Below are 17,976 nucleotides of genomic sequence, written 5' to 3'. Positions count from 1 at the left end.
CTATGCGGCAATGCCTTGCGTCACGGGTGCAACGCAAACCGCTTCGCACTCTTGTGCTTCGGGCGCGATCGAATTGACTGGCGTGACCATGCTTGCCAGCGGCAAGCGCACCACGAATTCCGAGCCACGGCCGAGTCCCCCGGAAAACGCCTCGACGGTACCGCCATGGCTCGCGACGATATCGCGAACCACCGCCAACCCGAGTCCATGACCCTTGGCACCCAATGCGCAGCCCGCAAGTCCGCGCTCGTAAGGCTTGAAGATGGTCGCAAGCTCGCCCGGCGCGATGCCGATGCCTTCGTCGCTCACGCTGATATAACAGTAACGCCCGGCGCGGGACGCCGTCACCTTGATCGCATCCGCAGCCGCCGAATATTTGAGCGCATTGACCAGCAGATTGACGAACACCTGGGTCAGCTTGCCGAAGTCGCCTTGCACCCGCAACGGCGCGTCGCTCGCCGTCAGTCGAATGGGCGCGTGATCCGGTGCGCCCGCTTCTGCTACCTGAACACAATGCGCGAGCAGATCACCGACGTCGACCGGCGCGGGATGCACGACCGTTCTCTCGCGCGACGAACATGCTAAAGCGCCCGACGCCGGTTCAAGCGAACCGGCGAACTCCGCATCATCGGGCGCCATCAATTGCTGGGCCAACTGCCCAAGCAGGCTTGCTTGCCGGGAGAGCAGAAGCGCGTACCGCGTCAACTGTTCGTCATGGCCGTACTGGGCGTCCAACAGACGCGCGAGCAGGCCAAGTGGCGTGATCGCGTTGCGGATTTCGTGGCCTATCGTTGCGCCGATCGATGCTTCTTTCGTTTCATCGCTACGCTCGCCAAGGGTGACTACGTTCTCCGAACGCTGCACACTCGGCCGACCAGCCTGCGCACGCGCATGCCCGGAGGTCCCGACACGCGGCGGCTCGATCTTCGCATCGTGCAGGCGTTCGATTTCCCGCATCTGCGCAGTGCGAAGCTTTTGCACGCAGTACGTGCACAAACCGATGATCGGCCGCGCGGCAAGCTTCTCCTTCAGCGAGGCTTCGTAGTCGAGCAGCGCGACCCAGTCGGTGGTTTCGTTGCAGACGGCGTCGCCGGCCACTCGCAGTCCTTCGAAGCCTCGCCCCAGCGCGTCGTTGATCGCCTTCGACCACAAGCCCACGGTAGCGCCGCCGTTGAAGCCCGTTTTAGGCGAGGAGTAGATCTGTGCGCCGTCGAGAATCTGCAATTGGCCCGCGTCGATATATTCAGCGAGTGCAGGCGCGGTTCGCGTGAGCATATAACGGGCTTTGTCGGGTCCCAGCAACGCGGGCGCGACCCACACGCCCGCTTCGCGATTGGCGAGTCCGGCATGGAGGAAGTCCGCGGTGACGCTGAGCAATTCGCTCCGCGATTCGTAGAAGTGACACAGATGTGAGCCCCAAGAGAGGGCTCCAAGCGCGGGAAAACCGCTTTTGCGCGTTCCGGTGGTCATCGTTTCCCTGAAAGTGCGTGGGTCAAGAACCACAGTCGCGCTAGGTTTTAACGATGGCCCGCGCGCTCGAATATAAATGTCACGGCACCTCCCGCGTCGGTCCGGCGATCCTGAAGGACAGGAAGCGGAACTGCCGCGTCGGTGCTCGATATGTGGGATTCAGCAGGATTTAAAATTACGCGAGGGGAGATTTTGAATGAATAGATATTTTCCCTAGGCATGTTTTTTGACGCGAAAGGCGTCTGGTCATATACGCGTCAATCTCGATTGGCATACGACTTGAGGACGTGTGGTCAGCCGCGCACTCATGTCGAGTCGCAAAATGCGAGCGCAGCTATGTGCTTGCCACAAGCAATTCCTCCGCATTGTTCGGCGGACGCAGACCGTCCGTCCTGCCCGCGAAGTAGCGCTGGGTAAGATCGGCCGCCGAAACGTGCCGTGCCTCTCTAAAGCCGGCTTCATGGGCCAGCGCCAGCATCTCCGGCGGAGTGAAGAAGCTGAGAAAAGGTGTGCCGCTTGCTCGCGCGCCCTTCTCCGCCATCTCGAGCCCGGGACGTACCTCGGGGTCCGCCAGTTCCAGCGGGAGCAGGAACGTCATGGCGAGCGTCGACCCTGGGGCGAGCGTCGCAACCTGGCGCAGCGCGGCCGCGTTCGCGTCCCTGGTCAGATACATACTGACACCCGTGGAGACGACGATTGCCGGCTTGCTTTCATCGAAGCCGGCAGTCATCAACTCGTCCCGCCAGTTCCGGCCCGCCTCGAAATCGACCGGCACGAAGCGCAACCAGTCCGGGACGCCGAAGCCGAGTTCGATCAGGCGCTGACGCTTCCACGCTTGAGGACCTGGCTGGTCGATCTCGAACACCTTGAGGCGCGAGGCGATCTCCGGCCTGCGCTGTGCGAAGCTGTCGAGGCCGGCACCGAGAATGACATACTGACTCAGCCCTCGCCCGGCCTGTTCCACGACCAGGTCTTCGATGAAGCGAGCCCGCGCCACGATCGAGGCGCGAAAGGGCCGCGTGAACTGCGGGTCCATGTCGCCGCGGGCACGCCAGTCCTCATCCGGAGCCAGCAGCTCGAGGCCGATTTCGTCTTCCAGTACATGCGGCGGCGGGTCGGCCTCGACATGCAACGCACGCCACAAGGCGACGCGCGCCGCTGTGCTGTCTGGCGCCACATCTCGCATGTCGTTCATGACTTTCAATCCCGTTTGTTCGTTCTCGGCCCCGATTCGCCATCGCGCAGAAGCACCTGCCGCGCTCCTGTCGCCCACAACAGGCTATGATGGAGAAGTGGGTATGACGAGCCGATGACGAGGGACAGCGTGTCACAGACAAGCCCTGATCGCAAGACGACGTTTAGCAAACGCCTCTTATGGTTCGTTGGATTGTGGCTGCTCGGCGTCGCCGGGGCAGTGTTGCTCGCGTTGCCGTTTCGTCTTCTGATCGCCGCGGCAATGCATTATCAGCACTGAGACGCTGCCGATACCCGCTGCCTGCATCAAGGTCGTTCGAGCATTTTTGGCAACTGTCCAAGCTGCCGAAACAGCGATAGCCAGTCCTCGAGGTGCCAGGTTTTCTCGATCAAGTTCCCACGCATCTGATGGAAAGAATGAATCGCGAATTTCACGTGCTTGGAACTCGCGTCAATGCCGAGCAGTTTCCCTGTTTGCGTGCCGCTGATCTCCGCGCGAACACCAATCCGGTCTCCATGCACCAGCAAGTCGAGTATTTCGACTTTCATGTCCGGAAGCGCGGTCGCAATGTCATGGAATACCTGAACCATTTGACCGGGTCCGTGAGTGGCGCCGCGGGGCTCCGGAATGTACTGCCAGTCGGGGGTGACGACCTTCGCCAACAACTCGACGCTTTTTTGCTCGAACGCTCGATAGAAGCCTTCAACCGCTTCACGAGCCGCCACTTCGTCGGTACCTGAGGTCATGATCCGTTGCTCCTGAAGATGCAAGTCACCATGTTAGACCGAATCATCTCCGGCAGCTTCAGGCATTCGCGTGACAAGCAAGTATCCCGGCGCGCCCCGTTCATTATCGGCCGAGTGGTTTGCGAAAAACACTTCCGCCATAGCCGAGCACGATATTGTCGACTTCAAACGGTGACGCTTCCTGCGCCTCGAGGATGAACGCTACGCTGCCGGCGGTGAGCTTGCTCGCTATCGATGCGACCAGTTCATTATCGAGCGTCTCCTTGATCGCATGCCCAGCGAGGCCGCCGCTCGCCCCGACAGTGAAGCCCACTATCGCGCCGGCCGGTCCACCGAGCATGCCGATCAGGCCACCAGTCAGCGCGCCGATCACGGTCCCCCAAAACGGCCGCGTGTACTTGTCGAGCACGTTCAGTTGACCTATGGCGTCTTTTTGCACCAACACGCCGCTCTCGATCTTGAAACCGAGGTCTTTTTCCTCGAAGTTCCTGAAATCCCGCCCCGCTCTTTCGGCTACGTCAACGCGGTCGAAAACCGCGACGATCAACTGTTGTGCCATTTGATAGCTCCTCAGATCGCAAACGTTATCTGTCAAAGATAGCGACTTTCGAAAAGCGCGCCACTTTTTTGTTTTCGATTCCTGGCATCGATCGAAATGGGAGGGGGTTGCCGCGCGCGCTCCCCGGAGAAGTTCCGGCACGCACTTCAGCAGCAGCGCCACGATTAGCCGTACCGGCGTCGGCACCTCACGTTGTGTTTGAGTCAACAGATTCAGCTCGAAAGGCGGCACGTCAAAATCCGGCAACAGACGAACCAGCCGGCCGGCCACGCGCGCGTCGACGCACGCCGGCTCTTCCAGCACGCCAATGCCCGCACCCGCGACGATCATTTCATACATGGGCCGCCAATGACTGCTCTTCACCGCGGTATGGATCGGAGCACTCTCCACGGCACTCCCCAGCCTCCTGAGCGGCAACTGGTCCGTGCCGAACATGCCCCGGACTCGAATGAACGGATGTTTTGCCAGGTCGGACGGCTCGCTGATCGGACCATGCTGATCCACATAGCCCGGTGCGGCAACGAGAACACGCCCAACCTGCCCGAGTCGGCGGACAATGAACGCCCCTTCTCCGAGTCGCCCGAGGCGAAAGGAAATAACCACACCGTCCGCCCCAGGATCGGCGATCCTGTCGTTCAGCACGAGTTCCAGATCCAGTTGCGGATAGGTTGCACACACAAGCGCCAATGCCTTCGGCACGACCGTCTCGCCGAAGCAGTGAGGCGCCGCGATGCGAACCACGCGAGGCCGCTGGTATACGTCGGCTTTTCTCTTCGGCTTGGACTCGCTCATGCTGTCGCTCCAATCCGTAGCATGCAATCGACCCGTATCCGACGTCGCTCGGTGGCCGCTCATTGCATCCATATCTATTTGCAATGCGAACGAATTACCCCCGTCCTTTTGCCAATCCGATAGACAGGCTCGATGGATTGCCTTCCTACCGGCGGATAGTAGCGATGTGACAGTGGAATGAAAAGCCGCTCGACCCGATATGAAGTATCGAAAGGAGCAGCGGGTGCTGGCGCCGGATCAACGTAGAATTTATCGCATGCCGAAGACGGCGCGCAGTTTCCACAAAGTACCCGCTCGGTATAACATCTGTGGGCGTGATGGACGTCAACCGTGTCACGCGTGTTGCGCCCTCCCGGTGACGAGGCAAGGCGGTTACGCATGCCCGAGGTGGCGCGCAACAGCTAACCCGCTTCAATCATTCAAACGAAACTCGCGCCCGCCTCCGGCATGTGAAACGCGTAGGCGGAACGACATGGGTTCTACCGCTGTCGGAACCCGTAACGGTCTCTCAACACTCAAGCCGATGCCCAACGAAATCCCGGAACCGCAAGCAATTTGTAATGACGTCTCCCGCAGCGCGATCTTCATTGTCGCGACCGTCGCGAACGACCGCGATCAGGAGGCCAAGGTGCGCGAATGGTGCGGCGACATTGCCGCCCTCGTGCGCGCGGTCGGCAAGCGGGTGCCTTCCGGCAATCTGTCGTGCGTCTGTTCCTTTGGCTCGCACGCGTGGGACAGGCTGTTCGGCGCGCCCCGGCCCGCTCTGCTGCACCCGTTCCGGGACATCGGCGAAGGCGAACGGCGCGCGCTGGGAACGCCGGGCGATTTCCTGCTGCACATCCGCGCCGATCACATGGATCTCTGCTTCGAGCTCGCCACGCAGTTGCTCGGCGCACTCGGCGACGCGGTCACCGTGGTCGATGAAGTTCACGGTTTCCGCTACTTCGACATGCGCGACATGGTGGGGTTCGTCGACGGCACCGAGAACCCGGCAGGCCGCGCCGCCGACGAATACACGCTCATCACCGAGGATCCGGGATTCGAAGGCGGCAGCTATGTGCTGGTGCAGAAGTACCTGCACGACATGGACGGCTGGAACGCGCTCTCCGTCGAGACGCAGGAGCGCATCATCGGTCGCAAGAAACTGTCCGACGTCGAGCTCGACGCAGCGGTCAAACCGTCGTCGTCGCACAGCTCGCTGACCACGATCACCGAGAACGGCAAGGAAGTGAAGATCTTGCGCGACAACATGCCATTCGGCCGCCTCGGCGCGGGCGAGTTCGGCACCTACTTCATCGGCTATGCACGTTCCCCCGCGCCGATCGAGCAGATGCTGGAGAACATGTTCATCGGGCGGCCGCCGGGCAATTACGACCGGCTGCTCGACTATAGCCGCGCCGTCACGGGCGGCCTCTTCTTCGTGCCGTCGGCCACCTTGCTTGAGGAGCTCGCGGACCGCGATCCGCCGAGCGTCACGGCCGCCATCGAATCACAGCCTGAACCCTCTTCGCCCGCCGAGCCGCGCCACGACGGCTCGCTGAATATTGGCTCTCTCAAGGGAATCTCCCAACATGAATAACCTGCATCGCGAGCTTGCCCCCATCTCCAGTGCCGCCTGGTCGCAGATCGAAAACGAAGTGGCCCGCACGTTCAAACGCAGTGTTGCCGGCCGTCGCGTGGTCGACGTCAAGGGTCCCGGCGGAACCGAGCTGTCCGGCGTCGGCACGGGGCATCAGATCGCGATTACCGCGCCCCAACAGGGCGTCGCGGCGAAGCTGGCGGAGGTCAAGAGTCTCGTTCAGTTCACCGTGCCGTTCGAGTTGCAGCGCGATGCGATCGACAGCGTGTTACGCGGCGCGAACGACGCCGACTGGCAGCCCGCGAAAGACGCAGCGAAAGAGCTCGCCTATGCCGAAGATCGCGCGATCTTCGACGGCTATCAGGCTGCGGGGATCGGCGGGATTCGCGAAGGCTCGTCGAATCAGCCGCTCGCGCTGCCCGCCGACGTCGGCGACTATCCGGACGCGATCAGCAATGCGCTGGAAGAATTGCGGCTTGCCGGCGTGGACGGTCCGTATTCCGTGCTGCTCGGCGCCGACGCCTACACAGCGCTCAGCGAGGCGCGCGATCAGGGCTATCCGGTGATCGAGCACATCAAGCGGATCGTGAACGGCGACATCATCTGGGCACCGGCGCTGACGGGCGGCAGCGTGCTCTCCACGCGAGGCAGCGACTTCGAGTTGCACCTCGGTGAAGATCTCTCGATCGGCTATCTCAGCCATACCGACACGGTAGTGCGCCTCTATCTGCGCGAGACGCTGACGTTCCTGATGTTGACGAGCGAAGCATCGGTGTCGTTGACGCTCGCTGAATAAGCGCGGGTCGTTGCGGGCTCAGGCTCGCAACGACTGTTTCAGCAGCGCGGAGTCGGCGTTGTCGGCCAGTACTTCAAGACCAGGGGCCAATTTTCCGCACTCGACGTGCACTCTCTCGAGGATTTCCGGCGTGCACTGTTTCAACATCGTCACAATCAGGCGTACCCGCGGCGGCACCGGACGTTGCGCCTGAATCAGCACATTGACGTCGAAAGGCAGCGCGTCGAATTGCGGCAGCAGACGAACCAGCCGTCCCTCCGCGAGCGCCTCGACGCACGCCGGCTCTTCCAGCACGCCAATGCCCGCACCGGCGACGATCATTTCATACATGGGCCGCCAATGACTGGTCTTCACCGCGGTACGGATGGGAGCGCTCTCGACGACGCTCGCCTGATGTCTAAGCGGCAACTGGTCCGTGCCAAACATGCCCTGCACGCGAATGAACGGATGTTTTACCAGGTCGGAGGGCTCGGTGATCGGACCATGCTGGCTCAGATAGGCCGGCGCTGCAACGAGCACACGCCGGACCTGCCCGAGTTGGCGGGCAATGAACGCCCCTTCTCCGAGTTGTCCGAGACGAAAGGAAATATCCACGCCCTCCGTCACGAGATCGACGATCCTGTCGTTCAGCACCAGTTCCAGATCCAGTTGCGGATAGGCCGCCCGTACGAGCGTCAACGCTTCCGGCACGACCGTCTCACCGAAGCAGTGAGGCGCCGCGATGCGAACCGTGCCTCTGAGCGCCTGCTCGTCGTTCGACACGTCCGCGACCGCCTGCTCGACGGCCCAGAGAATCCTCTTGCTACGCTCGTAGAAGGCGACACCTTCGGGCGTGCAATTGAACGCACGTGCACTACGCAGCAAGAGCCGGCTGCCGAGATACGCCTCAAGCCGCTCGATGCGTTCGCTCGCGGCGGGCTGCCCGATATTCAGATCCCTGGCCGCGCCGGAAATGCTCTTGCGCTCCACCACCCTCACATAAACGCGCATGGCTTCGAGCAGATTCATCATCCCCCGCCTCCCTTTGCGCCGGTCCTGCGTGACGCCAACGGCGAAGCGTCGGAACGCTGATGGCGTGCGTGGCGGTTTCCCTTCAGATTGACGTCTTGCATGTATTGGCTCCAGTCTCCACGCTTCGAAAGGCCCCTGTTTCAGGGCCTCGCGAACATGCGTTCGATGGAGAACAGAGTAAGGCGGGGCGGTCGACCGCAGAGTGCACAAATCGGCCCGGCTGGCATCAGTACAGTTCTGCTAGGATTTGCGCACCGGACGGCGGCACGTCCGCGCGAGCGCGTGTCAGCCAGCGGAGTGGCCGGTGCAACTTGCCGTTGCGAAACGCCAGGGAAATCGTCCGATGAATCTCTATGAGAAGCTTGCAGACGACATCGAAAAGCTGATCCGGCAGGGCGTCTACAGCCACGGTGAACGCCTGCCGTCGGTGCGCCAGACCAGCCAGCAGCATCGGATCAGCGTAACCACGGTCATCCGCGCCTACTTATTGCTCGAAAGCCAGGGGCTGCTCACGAGCCGGCCGCAATCGGGCTATTTCGTCAATTTCCGCGGCGACGGAGGCGAGCGGAAGACACTCGAACTGCGCCCATCGAAACCGATTCCGATTTCGTCGCCGGTCGACGTCAGCCGGCTGGTGCTTTCCACGCTGCGCTCGATCGGCGTCGACGACGCGGTGCCGCTCGGCTCGCCCTACCCTGATGCGAGCCTGTTTCCCTTCGAGAAACTCAACCGTTACGCTTACGATGCGGGGCGAGGCAAGACACGGTGGGGCGTGACCGACGCGCTGCCGCCGGGCAATGCGGCACTGGTGCGCCAGATTGCGCGTCGCTACCTCGAAAACGGTATGGCCGTCGATCCCAACGAGATCATCGTCACGGTCGGCGCAACCGAGGCGATCAATCTGTGCCTGCAGGCCGTCGCCAAGCCAGGCGATACGATCGCCGTCGAGTCACCCACGTTCTACGCGATGCTGCACGCGATCGAACGGATGGGCATGAAGGCGATCGAGGTGTCCACACATCCCGAACACGGTATCGACATCGAAGCGCTTGCGGCGATCGTGGAATCGCACACGGTCACCGCCTGCATGGTCATGCCGAATTTCCAGAACCCGCTGGGGTTTCTGATGCCTGACGAGCGCAAGCGCGAGCTCGTCGCATACTTGACGAAGCGGGACATACCGGTCATCGAGAACGGTGTCTACAACGAGTTGCACTTCGCTAGCACGTATCCGAGCACGTTGAAGTCCTACGACACGAAGGGATTGGTGCTTCACTGCGCGTCATTTTCGAAGACCCTCACGGCAGCGTACCGGATTGGTTGGGCGATGCCGGGCCGCTATCGCGATCAGGTCGAGAAGCTCAAGTTTCTGAACACGTTGACCACACCGGCCATTCCGCAACTGGCGATCGCGGAATTTCTGGAGCGCGATGGTTACGAGCATCATCTGCGGCGGCTTCGGAAAATGTATGCGCAGCAGGCGAAGCTGATGAAGGCGACCGTGTCGCGTTTCTTCCCTGAAGGTACGCGCATGTCCAATCCCGCGGGCGGCTACGTGCTGTGGATCGAATTGCCGCCCAAGGTCGACGCGATGCGGCTTTATAAGCTGGCGCTCGAACAGGGCATCACGATCGGACCGGGCTATATGTTCTCGATCTCGGAGACGACCTACCGGAATTTCATCCGCCTGAATTACAGCAGCCCCTGGTCGAGCGAGATCGAACAGGCCGTGATTACCGTCGGCAAGCTTGTTGTCCTGTGCGGCCGCTAACCGCCGTGCCCGTGCAACCTTTCTACCCTCAGTGATAGCCGGCATCCCCTTCCCGCACCTTGCCGCGAAACACACGGTACTGCATGGCGTTGTAGACGAGAATGATCGGCAGCACGATCACCGTGCCGACCAGCGTAAAGAGCTGGCTCGAATGACTCGACGATGCTTCCCAGATCGTCAGCGAAGGCGGGACGATGTTCGGCCAGATACTGATGAGCAAGCCGCTATATCCGAGAAAGCACAGCCCAAGGGTGAGCAGGAACGGCAGCGCTTCATGCTGAAGGCGAAGCGACCGAAAAATACCCCACACACACGCGACAACGAGAATCGGCACCGGCATGAACCAGCCGAGATAGCCGCTCCCGAACCAGCGATGCTCGACCGCCGGCAATCCGATCACGGTCCAGAGACTCACCACGAAGATTATCCCCAGCAGCACGATCACCAGCGGCCGCATGACCTCGCGAATCTTGCGCTGCAGTTCGCCTTCCGTCTTCAGGATGAGCCAGCCGCAGCCGAGCGTCGCATACGTAAAGAGCACCCCGATTCCGCAGAACAGGCTGAACGGTGACAGCCAGTCGAACGGGTCGCCGGCGAAACGGTCATCAACGATCTTGATGCCTTGCAGCAGCGACCCCAGCACGATGCCCTGGCAGAGCCCCGCGAGCGCGGATCCGGCAATGAAGGCAAGATCCCACGCATGCTGGGTCCGCGTGGCCTTCGCGCGCAATTCGAAAGCCGCCCCGCGGAAGATCAGGCCGACCACCATCAGGATCAGCGGCAGATAGTTCGCCGGCAGCAGCGTCGAATAGACGACCGGAAACGCGCCGTATAGCCCCGCGCCACCGAGCACGAGGAATGTCTCGTTGCCGTCCCAGACCGGCGCGATGGTATTGAGCATCACTTGCCGATCGGCTTTTTCCTCGAAGAACGGAAACAGCAGGCCGATACCAAGATCGAAGCCATCCAGCATCACATAGATGAAAACGCCGAGTCCGATGATCGCAGCCCACACAACCGGAAGATCGATTTGCATGGCGTCACTCCCCTTCCAGTGCGTCCAGCGGACGATTGCGCAACACCGGGTGCTTGACCGACTGGCGGGCGTCGACATGTTCCTCTGGTCCGCGCTTCATCATCTTGAGCATGTAGTAGACCCCCATACCGAATACCAGGAAGTACACCAGCACAAAGATCAGCAGTGAAACGCCCGCTTGCTGGGCACTGATCGGCGAGAGTGAGTCTTCAGTGCGCAGCACACCGTAGACCGTCCAGGGCTGGCGGCCGACCTCCGTCGTGACCCAGCCGGCCAACAGCGCAACGATTCCCGACGGGCCCATGCACAGCACGAAAACCTGATACCACCGCGTTTCGTAGAGACGGCCTTTCAACCTGAGCAGCAACCCTAGCAACGCGGTCAACAGCATCAACATGCCGAGGCCCGCCATGATCCGAAAGGTCCAGAAGATGATTGGCGAATACGGCCGGTCTCTGGCGGGAAACTCCTTGAGCCCGCGGATTTCTCCGTCCCAGCTATGGGTCAGTATGAGGCTGCCCAAATGCGGTATTTGCACCGCGTAGCGCGTGACTTCCGCTGTCATGTCGGGCAGACCGACCAGATTGAGCGCCGTGCCGCCTTTCTCGGTTTCCCACAGGCCCTCTATCGCTGCGATCTTGGCGGGCTGATATTCGCGGGTGTTGAGGCCGTGCGCATCGCCGACGAAAATCTGGATCGGCGTCAGCAAGAGCAGAATCCACAGCGCCATCGAAAAACTGCGCTTGATGGGGCCGTCGCGCCGGCCATGCAGCAGATGCCACGCCCCGCACGCGGCGACGATGAAGCCCGCGACAATGAACGCGGCGATGGTCATGTGCGCGAGCCGGTACGGGAATGATGGGTTGAAAATCACCTTCATCCAGTCGACCGGCACGATCCGGCCGTTCTCCATGGCGAATCCTTGCGGCGTCTGCATGAAGCTATTCGAGGCGAGAATCCAGAACGTGGAAATCAACGTGCCGACCGCCACCATCAGCGTGGCGAAAAAGTGCGCGCGTGGACTCACCCGCTGCCAGCCGAACAGCATGACGCCGAGAAAGCCGGCCTCGAGAAAGAATGCCGTCAATACTTCATAAGTCAGGAGCGGCCCCGTGACGTTGCCGGCAATGGTGGAAAATCCGCTCCAGTTGGTGCCGAACTCGTAGGCCATCACCACGCCCGACACCACGCCCATGCCGAAGCCGACCGCGAAGATCTTCGACCAGAACAGGAACATGTCCTTGTAGACCACGTCGCCGGTCAGCAGCCAGCGCCACTCCAGCACGGCGAGGAAACTGGCCATTCCTATACTGATCGCGGGGAAAATAATGTGAAATGAAACCGTGAACGCAAACTGCAACCTGGCGAGGTGGAAGGCGTCGAAGATTTCCATGATTGATCAGCGGCTCCAGGTGATAGCGGCATTTGCTGGTCCCCCCGTGTGTCGATCGACTGGACGCGCACGCCCAGTCGATCGACCCGTCAAACTCGCCGGCATTCAGGCTTGCGCCGCGCGCGAAACATGAACAGGAACCGACTTGTACGACGGCGTGCCGCTTTCCTTGTCGATGAAGTCGAGCGGCACCAGCACGTTTGCTTCCGGATAATACGCCGCCACCGATCCTTGTGCGATGCCATAAACAATTGCCGTGATGTTCTTCAGGCAAAGCTTCCTGCCCGATGAAATAGTTTCGATATCGACCAGATCGCCATGTTCGAGTCCGCGCGCCGCGAGATCGGCTTCATTCATGAACACCACGTCGCGCCTGCCGAACACGCCCCGGTAACGATCGTCGAGGGCATAGATCGTGGTGTTGTACTGGTCGTGACTGCGGATCGTGATGAGGCGCAGCACATTTTCAGCGCCGTATACGTCGGCGTCTTCCTTCACTCCGCCGTAGACCGAGAACATCGCTTTTCCGGACGGCGTGTGCCACACGCGTTCGGTTGGAGGAAGCGGCAGACGGAATCCGCCCGGCGTTCTGATTCGCGCATTGAATGCTTCAAAACCCGGCACGGTCTGTTCGATCAGATCGCGAACCTTGTCGTAATCGGCAACCAGTTCCTGCCAGGCGACCTTGCTGTGGGGCAACGTCGCCCGCGCAATACCCGCGATGATCGCCGGCTCGGACAACAGGAATTCGGAGGCGGGCTTGAGTTTTCCGGACGAAGCATGGACCATCGACATGGAATCTTCGACCGTGATGGATTGGCGGCCGCTTGCCTGGATATCGAGTTCCGTGCGGCCCAGGCACGGCAGCACATAGGTTTCCTTCGCCACTAACAGATGCGAACGATTGAGCTTGGTCCCGAGGTGAACGCTCAGATCGAGTTTAGCCATGGCGGCAAAAGACTGCTCCGAATCGGGCAGCGCGACCGCGAAGTTTCCGCCCAGGCAAAGCAGCGCCTTGGCTGAGCCGTCGATCATCGCCTGCATCGCCTGAACGGCATCGTGTCCGTGTGCCTCGGGCGGTTTGAAACCGAGCACATCCTCGATCTGTTTCAGGAAGGTGCTGGAGGGCTTTTCGGTTATGCCTACGGTCCGGTTTCCTTGCACGTTCGAATGTCCGCGCAAAGGACAGATGCCCGCACCGGGTTTGCCAAAGTTGCCGCGCAATAGCAACAGATCGGCGATCAGGCGGACGTTGGCCGTGCCTTTATTGTGCTGGGTCACGCCCATTCCGTAAGTGACGATGGTCGCATTCGATTTGGCGTAGGCAATCGCAACCTGTTCGAGATCGGACCGGCTCAGTCCGCTTGCCGTTTCAATATCGTCCCACGCCGTAACTTCCAGATCAGCGGCGAACGCGTCGAAATTTTCCGTGTGCGCGGCGATGAATTCATGGTCCAGAACGTTGCCTTCCTCAGCCTCCATCGCCAGCAGCGCCTTCATGATGCCCTTGAGCGCGGCGGCGTCACCGCCGGCGTCGACCTGAAAATACGTCGAGGCGATTCGGGTCGAACCGTACGTGGCCATTTCAAGCAAGTTCTGTGGGTCCGCAAATCGTTCGAGTGCGCGCTCCCGCAGCGGATTGAAGACGATGATGGGCACATCGCGCCGCGAGGCTTCATGCAGCGTACCCATCATCCGTGGATGATTGGTGCCGGGATTGTGGCCGATCGAGATGATGAGTTCGGTCTCGTCGAAGTCTTCCAGCGACACCGTGCCTTTGCCGATCCCGATCGACTGCGGCAATCCCACGCTGGTGGGTTCGTGGCACATGTTGGAGCAATCCGGGAAATTGTTGGTCCCGTACTCTCGTGCGAACAACTGGAAAAGGTAGGCGGCCTCGTTCGACGCCCTGCCCGACGTGTAGAACTCGGCCTGATCGGGAGAGGACAGCCCTTGAAGCACTTGCCCGATACGAGCGAAGGCGTCACCCCATTCGACGGCGCGAAACTTGTCCGTGTCGCGATCGTAGACAAGCGGATGCGTGAGCCGGCCAAGATCTTCGAGTTCGAAATCGGATCGTTGCAGCAGCGACGACACCGTGTTGTTCTGGAAAAACTCCGGCCCCACGCGCTTGGTCGTAGCTTCCCATGTGACCGCTTTGGCGCCGTTCTCACAGAACTGGAAGGTGGACTTATGCTCCTTGTCCGGCCAGGCGCAGCCCGGACAATCGAAACCGTCGGGCTGATTGGTCCGCATCAGCGTAATCGGCGCTTCGATGCTCTCCATCTGTTGCCTGATGGCTTGAGCTGTCGCCCGCAGCGCGCCCCAACCTCCAGCGGGTCCGTCATACGGCCGGATTCCCGGCACTTCGCGTCGCGTGGTCATATGAGACTCCGTGAACCGCCCCGGCAGTCCGGGAACGGTCCTGTCGAGGGTTACGCCATCGTGTTGCGCTCAACCGTTCATATCCGCCAGGCCGAGCGCCGCCGCACTGCCGCCAGGAGCGCAGTGATCTTGCCTGCTCGCTATTCACGCCATGCCGTCAGGAGCGGGCTCCTTCCGTGGACTCGGTGCTGCTGACTTCGTCGGACGATTTTTTCTTTCCGCGGCTATTGGCGCGTTTCGCCTTGGGCTGCGGCGCCTCGCTGCGAGTGAACTTCACTTCGCCGCTGTCCTTGTCGTAGCTGACCTCCACACTGTCGCCCGACTTCAGGTCGCTGTTGAGAATCTCCTTGGCAAGTCGCGTTTCCAGTTCCTGACGGATCTGGCGTTTCAACTCGCGGGCGCCGAATTCCGGCCGATAGCCGGCGTCGGCCAGGTGATCGACAATCGACTCGTCCATCTTGAGCGTGATGTCTTGCGCCGCCGCGGTGCGCGTCACCCGTTCGAGCTGGATCTGCACGATCGAGCGGATATTCTCGCGAGAGAGTCCGTCGAAAATGATCACTTCGTCGATCCGGTTGAGGAATTCCGGACGGAAGTGACCCTTCAGCACGCCCATCAATTCTTCGCGCATCGCCTTGTCGGCGAGACGCTCTCCCTCGGGTTTCTCGAGGTTGTCCATGATGATGTGCGCACCGAGATTGCTCGTCGCGATGATGATCGTGTTGCTGAAGTCCACGACGCGGCCCTTCCCGTCGGTCAGGCGGCCATCGTCGAACACCTGGAGCAGCACGTTGCTCACGTCCGCGTGCGCCTTCTCGATCTCGTCGAGCAGAATCACGCTATACGGCCGGCGCCGGACACGCTCGGTCAACTGGCCGCCCTCGTCATAACCGACATAGCCCGGCGGCGCGCCGATCAAGCGCGCCACCGCGTGACGTTCCATATACTCGGACATGTCGATACGGATGACGGCCTGTTCATCGCCGAACACCGTTTCCGCCAGCGCTTTCGCGAGTTCGGTCTTGCCGACGCCGGTCGGTCCAAGGAACAGGAAGGTCGCGATCGGCCGGTTCGCCTGCCCGAGTCCCGCACGCGAAAGGCGCACCGCGTCGCTCACGGCAACCACCGCGTCGTCCTGGCCGACCACGCGTTCGCGCAGCTTGTTCTCCATGTCCAGCAGTTTCTGGCGTTCTTCCTGTGTCAGCTCCGTGACCGGAATGCCTGTCAGACGCGACACCACTTCGGCGATCGCCGCCACCGTCACTTCGAGCGTTTCCGAACCGGTCTTGCGCTGCCATGCCTCCATCTGCTCGTCGAGTTTCGTCTGCTTTTCGCCGATACGTTCCTCGAACTTCTTCGCCTCGTCATAGCGCTTGCGCGAGGACGCATAATCCTGCTCGCGCTTGAGCTGGGCGATTTCGGCTTCCAGTTCCTGGATGTCCGCCGGACGCGAGGTCGCGCCGATGCGCACGCGCGCGGCGGCCTGGTCGATCAGGTCGATGGCCTTGTCGGGCAAAAAGCGCGACGTGATGTAACGGTCCGACATTTCGGCGGCGGCGACGAATGCATCGTCCGCGAAGGTCACCTGATGATGCGCTTCGAGCTTGTCGCGCAGACCGCGCAGAATGACGATGGTCTGCTCGACGGTCGGCTCGGGCACCAGCACTGGCTGAAAGCGCCGCTCGAGCGCGGCATCCTTTTCAATGTACTTCTGGTATTCGTTGAGCGTCGTCGCGCCGATCAGACTGAGTTCGCCACGGGCCAGCGCCGGCTTGAGCACGTTCGCGATGTCGAGGCCGCCTTCTCCGCCGCCCTGGCCGGCGCCGACAATCATATGCAATTCGTCGATGAACAGAACCAGTTCGTCCTTCTTCGCTGTCACTTCGTCGATCAGCGTTTTTGCGCGTTCTTCGAACTCGCCGCGATACTTCGCGCCCGCCACCATCGAATTGATGTTGACCTCGACGAGCCGCTTGCCGCGCAGATTTTCGGGGACGTCGTCGTTGACGATACGCTGCGCCAGGCCTTCGACGATCGCGGTCTTGCCGACCCCGGGCTCGCCGATCAACACCGGATTGTTCTTCCTGCGCCGCGCCAGCACCTCGATCGTACTTTCGATTTCCTGCGCGCGACCCAGCACGGGGTCGAGCTTGCCCTGCCGCGCGAGGGCCGTGAGGTCGCGGCCGAACTTGTCGAGCGTGGGCGTGCCGGTCGGCGCGTCGACGCGGCCGTCCTCGGCGCCTTTGCCGACCACTTTCACCACCTTCTGCCGCAGCGCTTCCGGCGTCACGCCGTACTTCTTCAGCAAGGTGCCCGCGATACTGTCCGGCACCGCCGCAAGCCCGATGAGCAAGTGCTCCGGGCCGACATACGAATGCCCCAGATCCCGCGATGCCTGGAACGCGTTCTGGAACACTTTCTTCATGCGAGGCGAGATGGTCATCTTCTCGATCGGCGCATCGGGGTTCGCGGTGCCCTTCTGGGCATGCTGATCGATATAGCCTTTGATGTCCTGCGGCGACAACTTGAGCTCCTTGAGCAGCGCCGCACACACGTCCGTGTCCGCCAGCACGTAAAGCAGGTGCTCGGTGTCGAGTTCGGTGCGTTGAAGCTCATGGGCTTTTTCCGCCGCACGCTGCAACAATTCGAGTGTCTGTTCGCTGAAGGCGTCGGTTGCGTCGACCGATTCGCGCGGCAGCTCCGCGGCGAACTCCTCGTCATCTTCCTCGCCCGCGCCGCCAAGACCCCCGAAGAAGCGGGACAGACCGCCTCCTCCGAGCAGCGAGTCGAACGGGTTCGCCATGCTCTGATGCCGCATTAATTGCCGGTAATCGTAGTCGCAGATCGATAAAGTTTTCCGCTCGCCGTTCTGCACAACGGTCACACGGGCAACAGCGGGACGGGCGTTACAGATTTCGCAAAGGGCGGGCATCGTAAATTCACCTTTATCAGTTAAGGCATCCGATGTTGTTAGAGGTTATGGGACGCGTTCATGTGAGGGGCGAATGCTCGAAACCTGTCGCCAGCCTTTCGATTTGTTGTGCGCCAGGGACCGATGCTTCGCGGGTCGATGTTCAAAATGCCGGCGTCTCTTTCGGACAGAAAGAGACGCACGAGCGGCTTCCGGCAACCGGCATGCGCTCGCGTGTTCTCGCTGCGCGCCTGATCACCACATGATTGGCATAACGAACCTAAAAACCGCCTTTGAATTCTATGAGTGGATCGTTAGTAAGGGAACATTGG

The 17,976-nt window shown here is 61.2% G+C and carries 12 protein-coding genes; 3 read left to right on the top strand and 9 right to left on the bottom strand.

Annotated elements, in window-relative coordinates:
• The 4 genes from P0D96_RS13580 to P0D96_RS13565 form a co-directional block, all read right to left on the bottom strand.
• Positions 1 to 1,470: an MEDS domain-containing protein gene (locus P0D96_RS13580; protein ID WP_408313818.1), complete on the bottom strand. Its 1,470-nt coding sequence runs from the start codon at positions 1,468 to 1,470 to the stop codon at positions 1 to 3.
• A 334-nt stretch (positions 1,471 to 1,804) separates the two neighbouring features.
• Entirely contained in the window at positions 1,805 to 2,665 is an 861-nt protein-coding gene (locus P0D96_RS13575) for a class I SAM-dependent methyltransferase (RefSeq protein WP_408313817.1), read from the bottom strand.
• Between the two features lie 305 nt (positions 2,666 to 2,970).
• On the bottom strand, positions 2,971 to 3,411 hold the full coding sequence (locus tag P0D96_RS13570; protein WP_132383222.1) for an ester cyclase: 441 nt from the start codon (positions 3,409 to 3,411) through the stop codon (positions 2,971 to 2,973).
• 103 nt (positions 3,412 to 3,514) lie between these two features.
• The gene (locus P0D96_RS13565) at positions 3,515 to 4,762 is read right to left on the bottom strand and encodes a LysR substrate-binding domain-containing protein (protein ID WP_408313815.1); all 1,248 of its coding nucleotides are present in this window, start codon (positions 4,760 to 4,762) and stop codon (positions 3,515 to 3,517) included.
• Positions 4,763 to 5,285: 523 nt separating this feature from the next.
• On the opposite strand from P0D96_RS13565, the gene P0D96_RS13560 reads away from it, so the two are divergent.
• Positions 5,286 to 6,341, top strand: coding sequence for a Dyp-type peroxidase (locus tag P0D96_RS13560; RefSeq protein ID WP_408290151.1), 1,056 nt, complete (start codon positions 5,286 to 5,288; stop codon positions 6,339 to 6,341).
• Positions 6,334 to 7,137, top strand: coding sequence for a family 1 encapsulin nanocompartment shell protein (locus P0D96_RS13555; protein ID WP_408313814.1), 804 nt, complete (start codon positions 6,334 to 6,336; stop codon positions 7,135 to 7,137). The genes P0D96_RS13560 and P0D96_RS13555 overlap by 8 nt, the downstream gene beginning before the upstream one ends.
• An 18-nt stretch (positions 7,138 to 7,155) precedes the next feature.
• On the opposite strand, the gene P0D96_RS13550 is transcribed toward P0D96_RS13555, so the two are convergent.
• Complete coding sequence (locus P0D96_RS13550; protein WP_408313958.1) at positions 7,156 to 8,145, bottom strand: LysR family transcriptional regulator; 990 nt, start codon at positions 8,143 to 8,145, stop codon at positions 7,156 to 7,158.
• 346 nt (positions 8,146 to 8,491) lie between these two features.
• Between P0D96_RS13550 and P0D96_RS13545 the strand changes: the two genes are divergently transcribed.
• Positions 8,492 to 9,919, top strand: a complete 1,428-nt coding sequence (locus tag P0D96_RS13545; protein WP_408313812.1) for an aminotransferase-like domain-containing protein — start codon at positions 8,492 to 8,494, stop codon at positions 9,917 to 9,919.
• Positions 9,920 to 9,947: 28 nt separating this feature from the next.
• On the opposite strand, the gene cydB is transcribed toward P0D96_RS13545, so the two are convergent.
• The 4 genes from cydB to P0D96_RS13525 form a co-directional block, all read right to left on the bottom strand.
• Positions 9,948 to 10,955: a cytochrome d ubiquinol oxidase subunit II gene (cydB, locus tag P0D96_RS13540; RefSeq protein WP_408313810.1), complete on the bottom strand. Its 1,008-nt coding sequence runs from the start codon at positions 10,953 to 10,955 to the stop codon at positions 9,948 to 9,950.
• A gap of 4 nt (positions 10,956 to 10,959) precedes the next feature.
• The gene (locus P0D96_RS13535; RefSeq protein ID WP_408313808.1) at positions 10,960 to 12,348 is read right to left on the bottom strand and encodes a cytochrome ubiquinol oxidase subunit I; all 1,389 of its coding nucleotides are present in this window, start codon (positions 12,346 to 12,348) and stop codon (positions 10,960 to 10,962) included.
• A gap of 105 nt (positions 12,349 to 12,453) precedes the next feature.
• Positions 12,454 to 14,733: an FdhF/YdeP family oxidoreductase gene (locus P0D96_RS13530; RefSeq protein ID WP_408313806.1), complete on the bottom strand. Its 2,280-nt coding sequence runs from the start codon at positions 14,731 to 14,733 to the stop codon at positions 12,454 to 12,456.
• 157 nt (positions 14,734 to 14,890) lie between these two features.
• The gene (locus P0D96_RS13525; RefSeq protein WP_408313804.1) at positions 14,891 to 17,665 is read right to left on the bottom strand and encodes an ATP-dependent Clp protease ATP-binding subunit; all 2,775 of its coding nucleotides are present in this window, start codon (positions 17,663 to 17,665) and stop codon (positions 14,891 to 14,893) included.
• Positions 17,666 to 17,976: the final 311 nt, after the last annotated feature.

The organism is Paraburkholderia sp. RL17-347-BIC-D (genome assembly GCF_046027915.1).
Lineage (GTDB): Bacteria > Pseudomonadota > Gammaproteobacteria > Burkholderiales > Burkholderiaceae > Paraburkholderia.
This window is presented reverse-complemented; position numbering and strand designations above follow the sequence as displayed.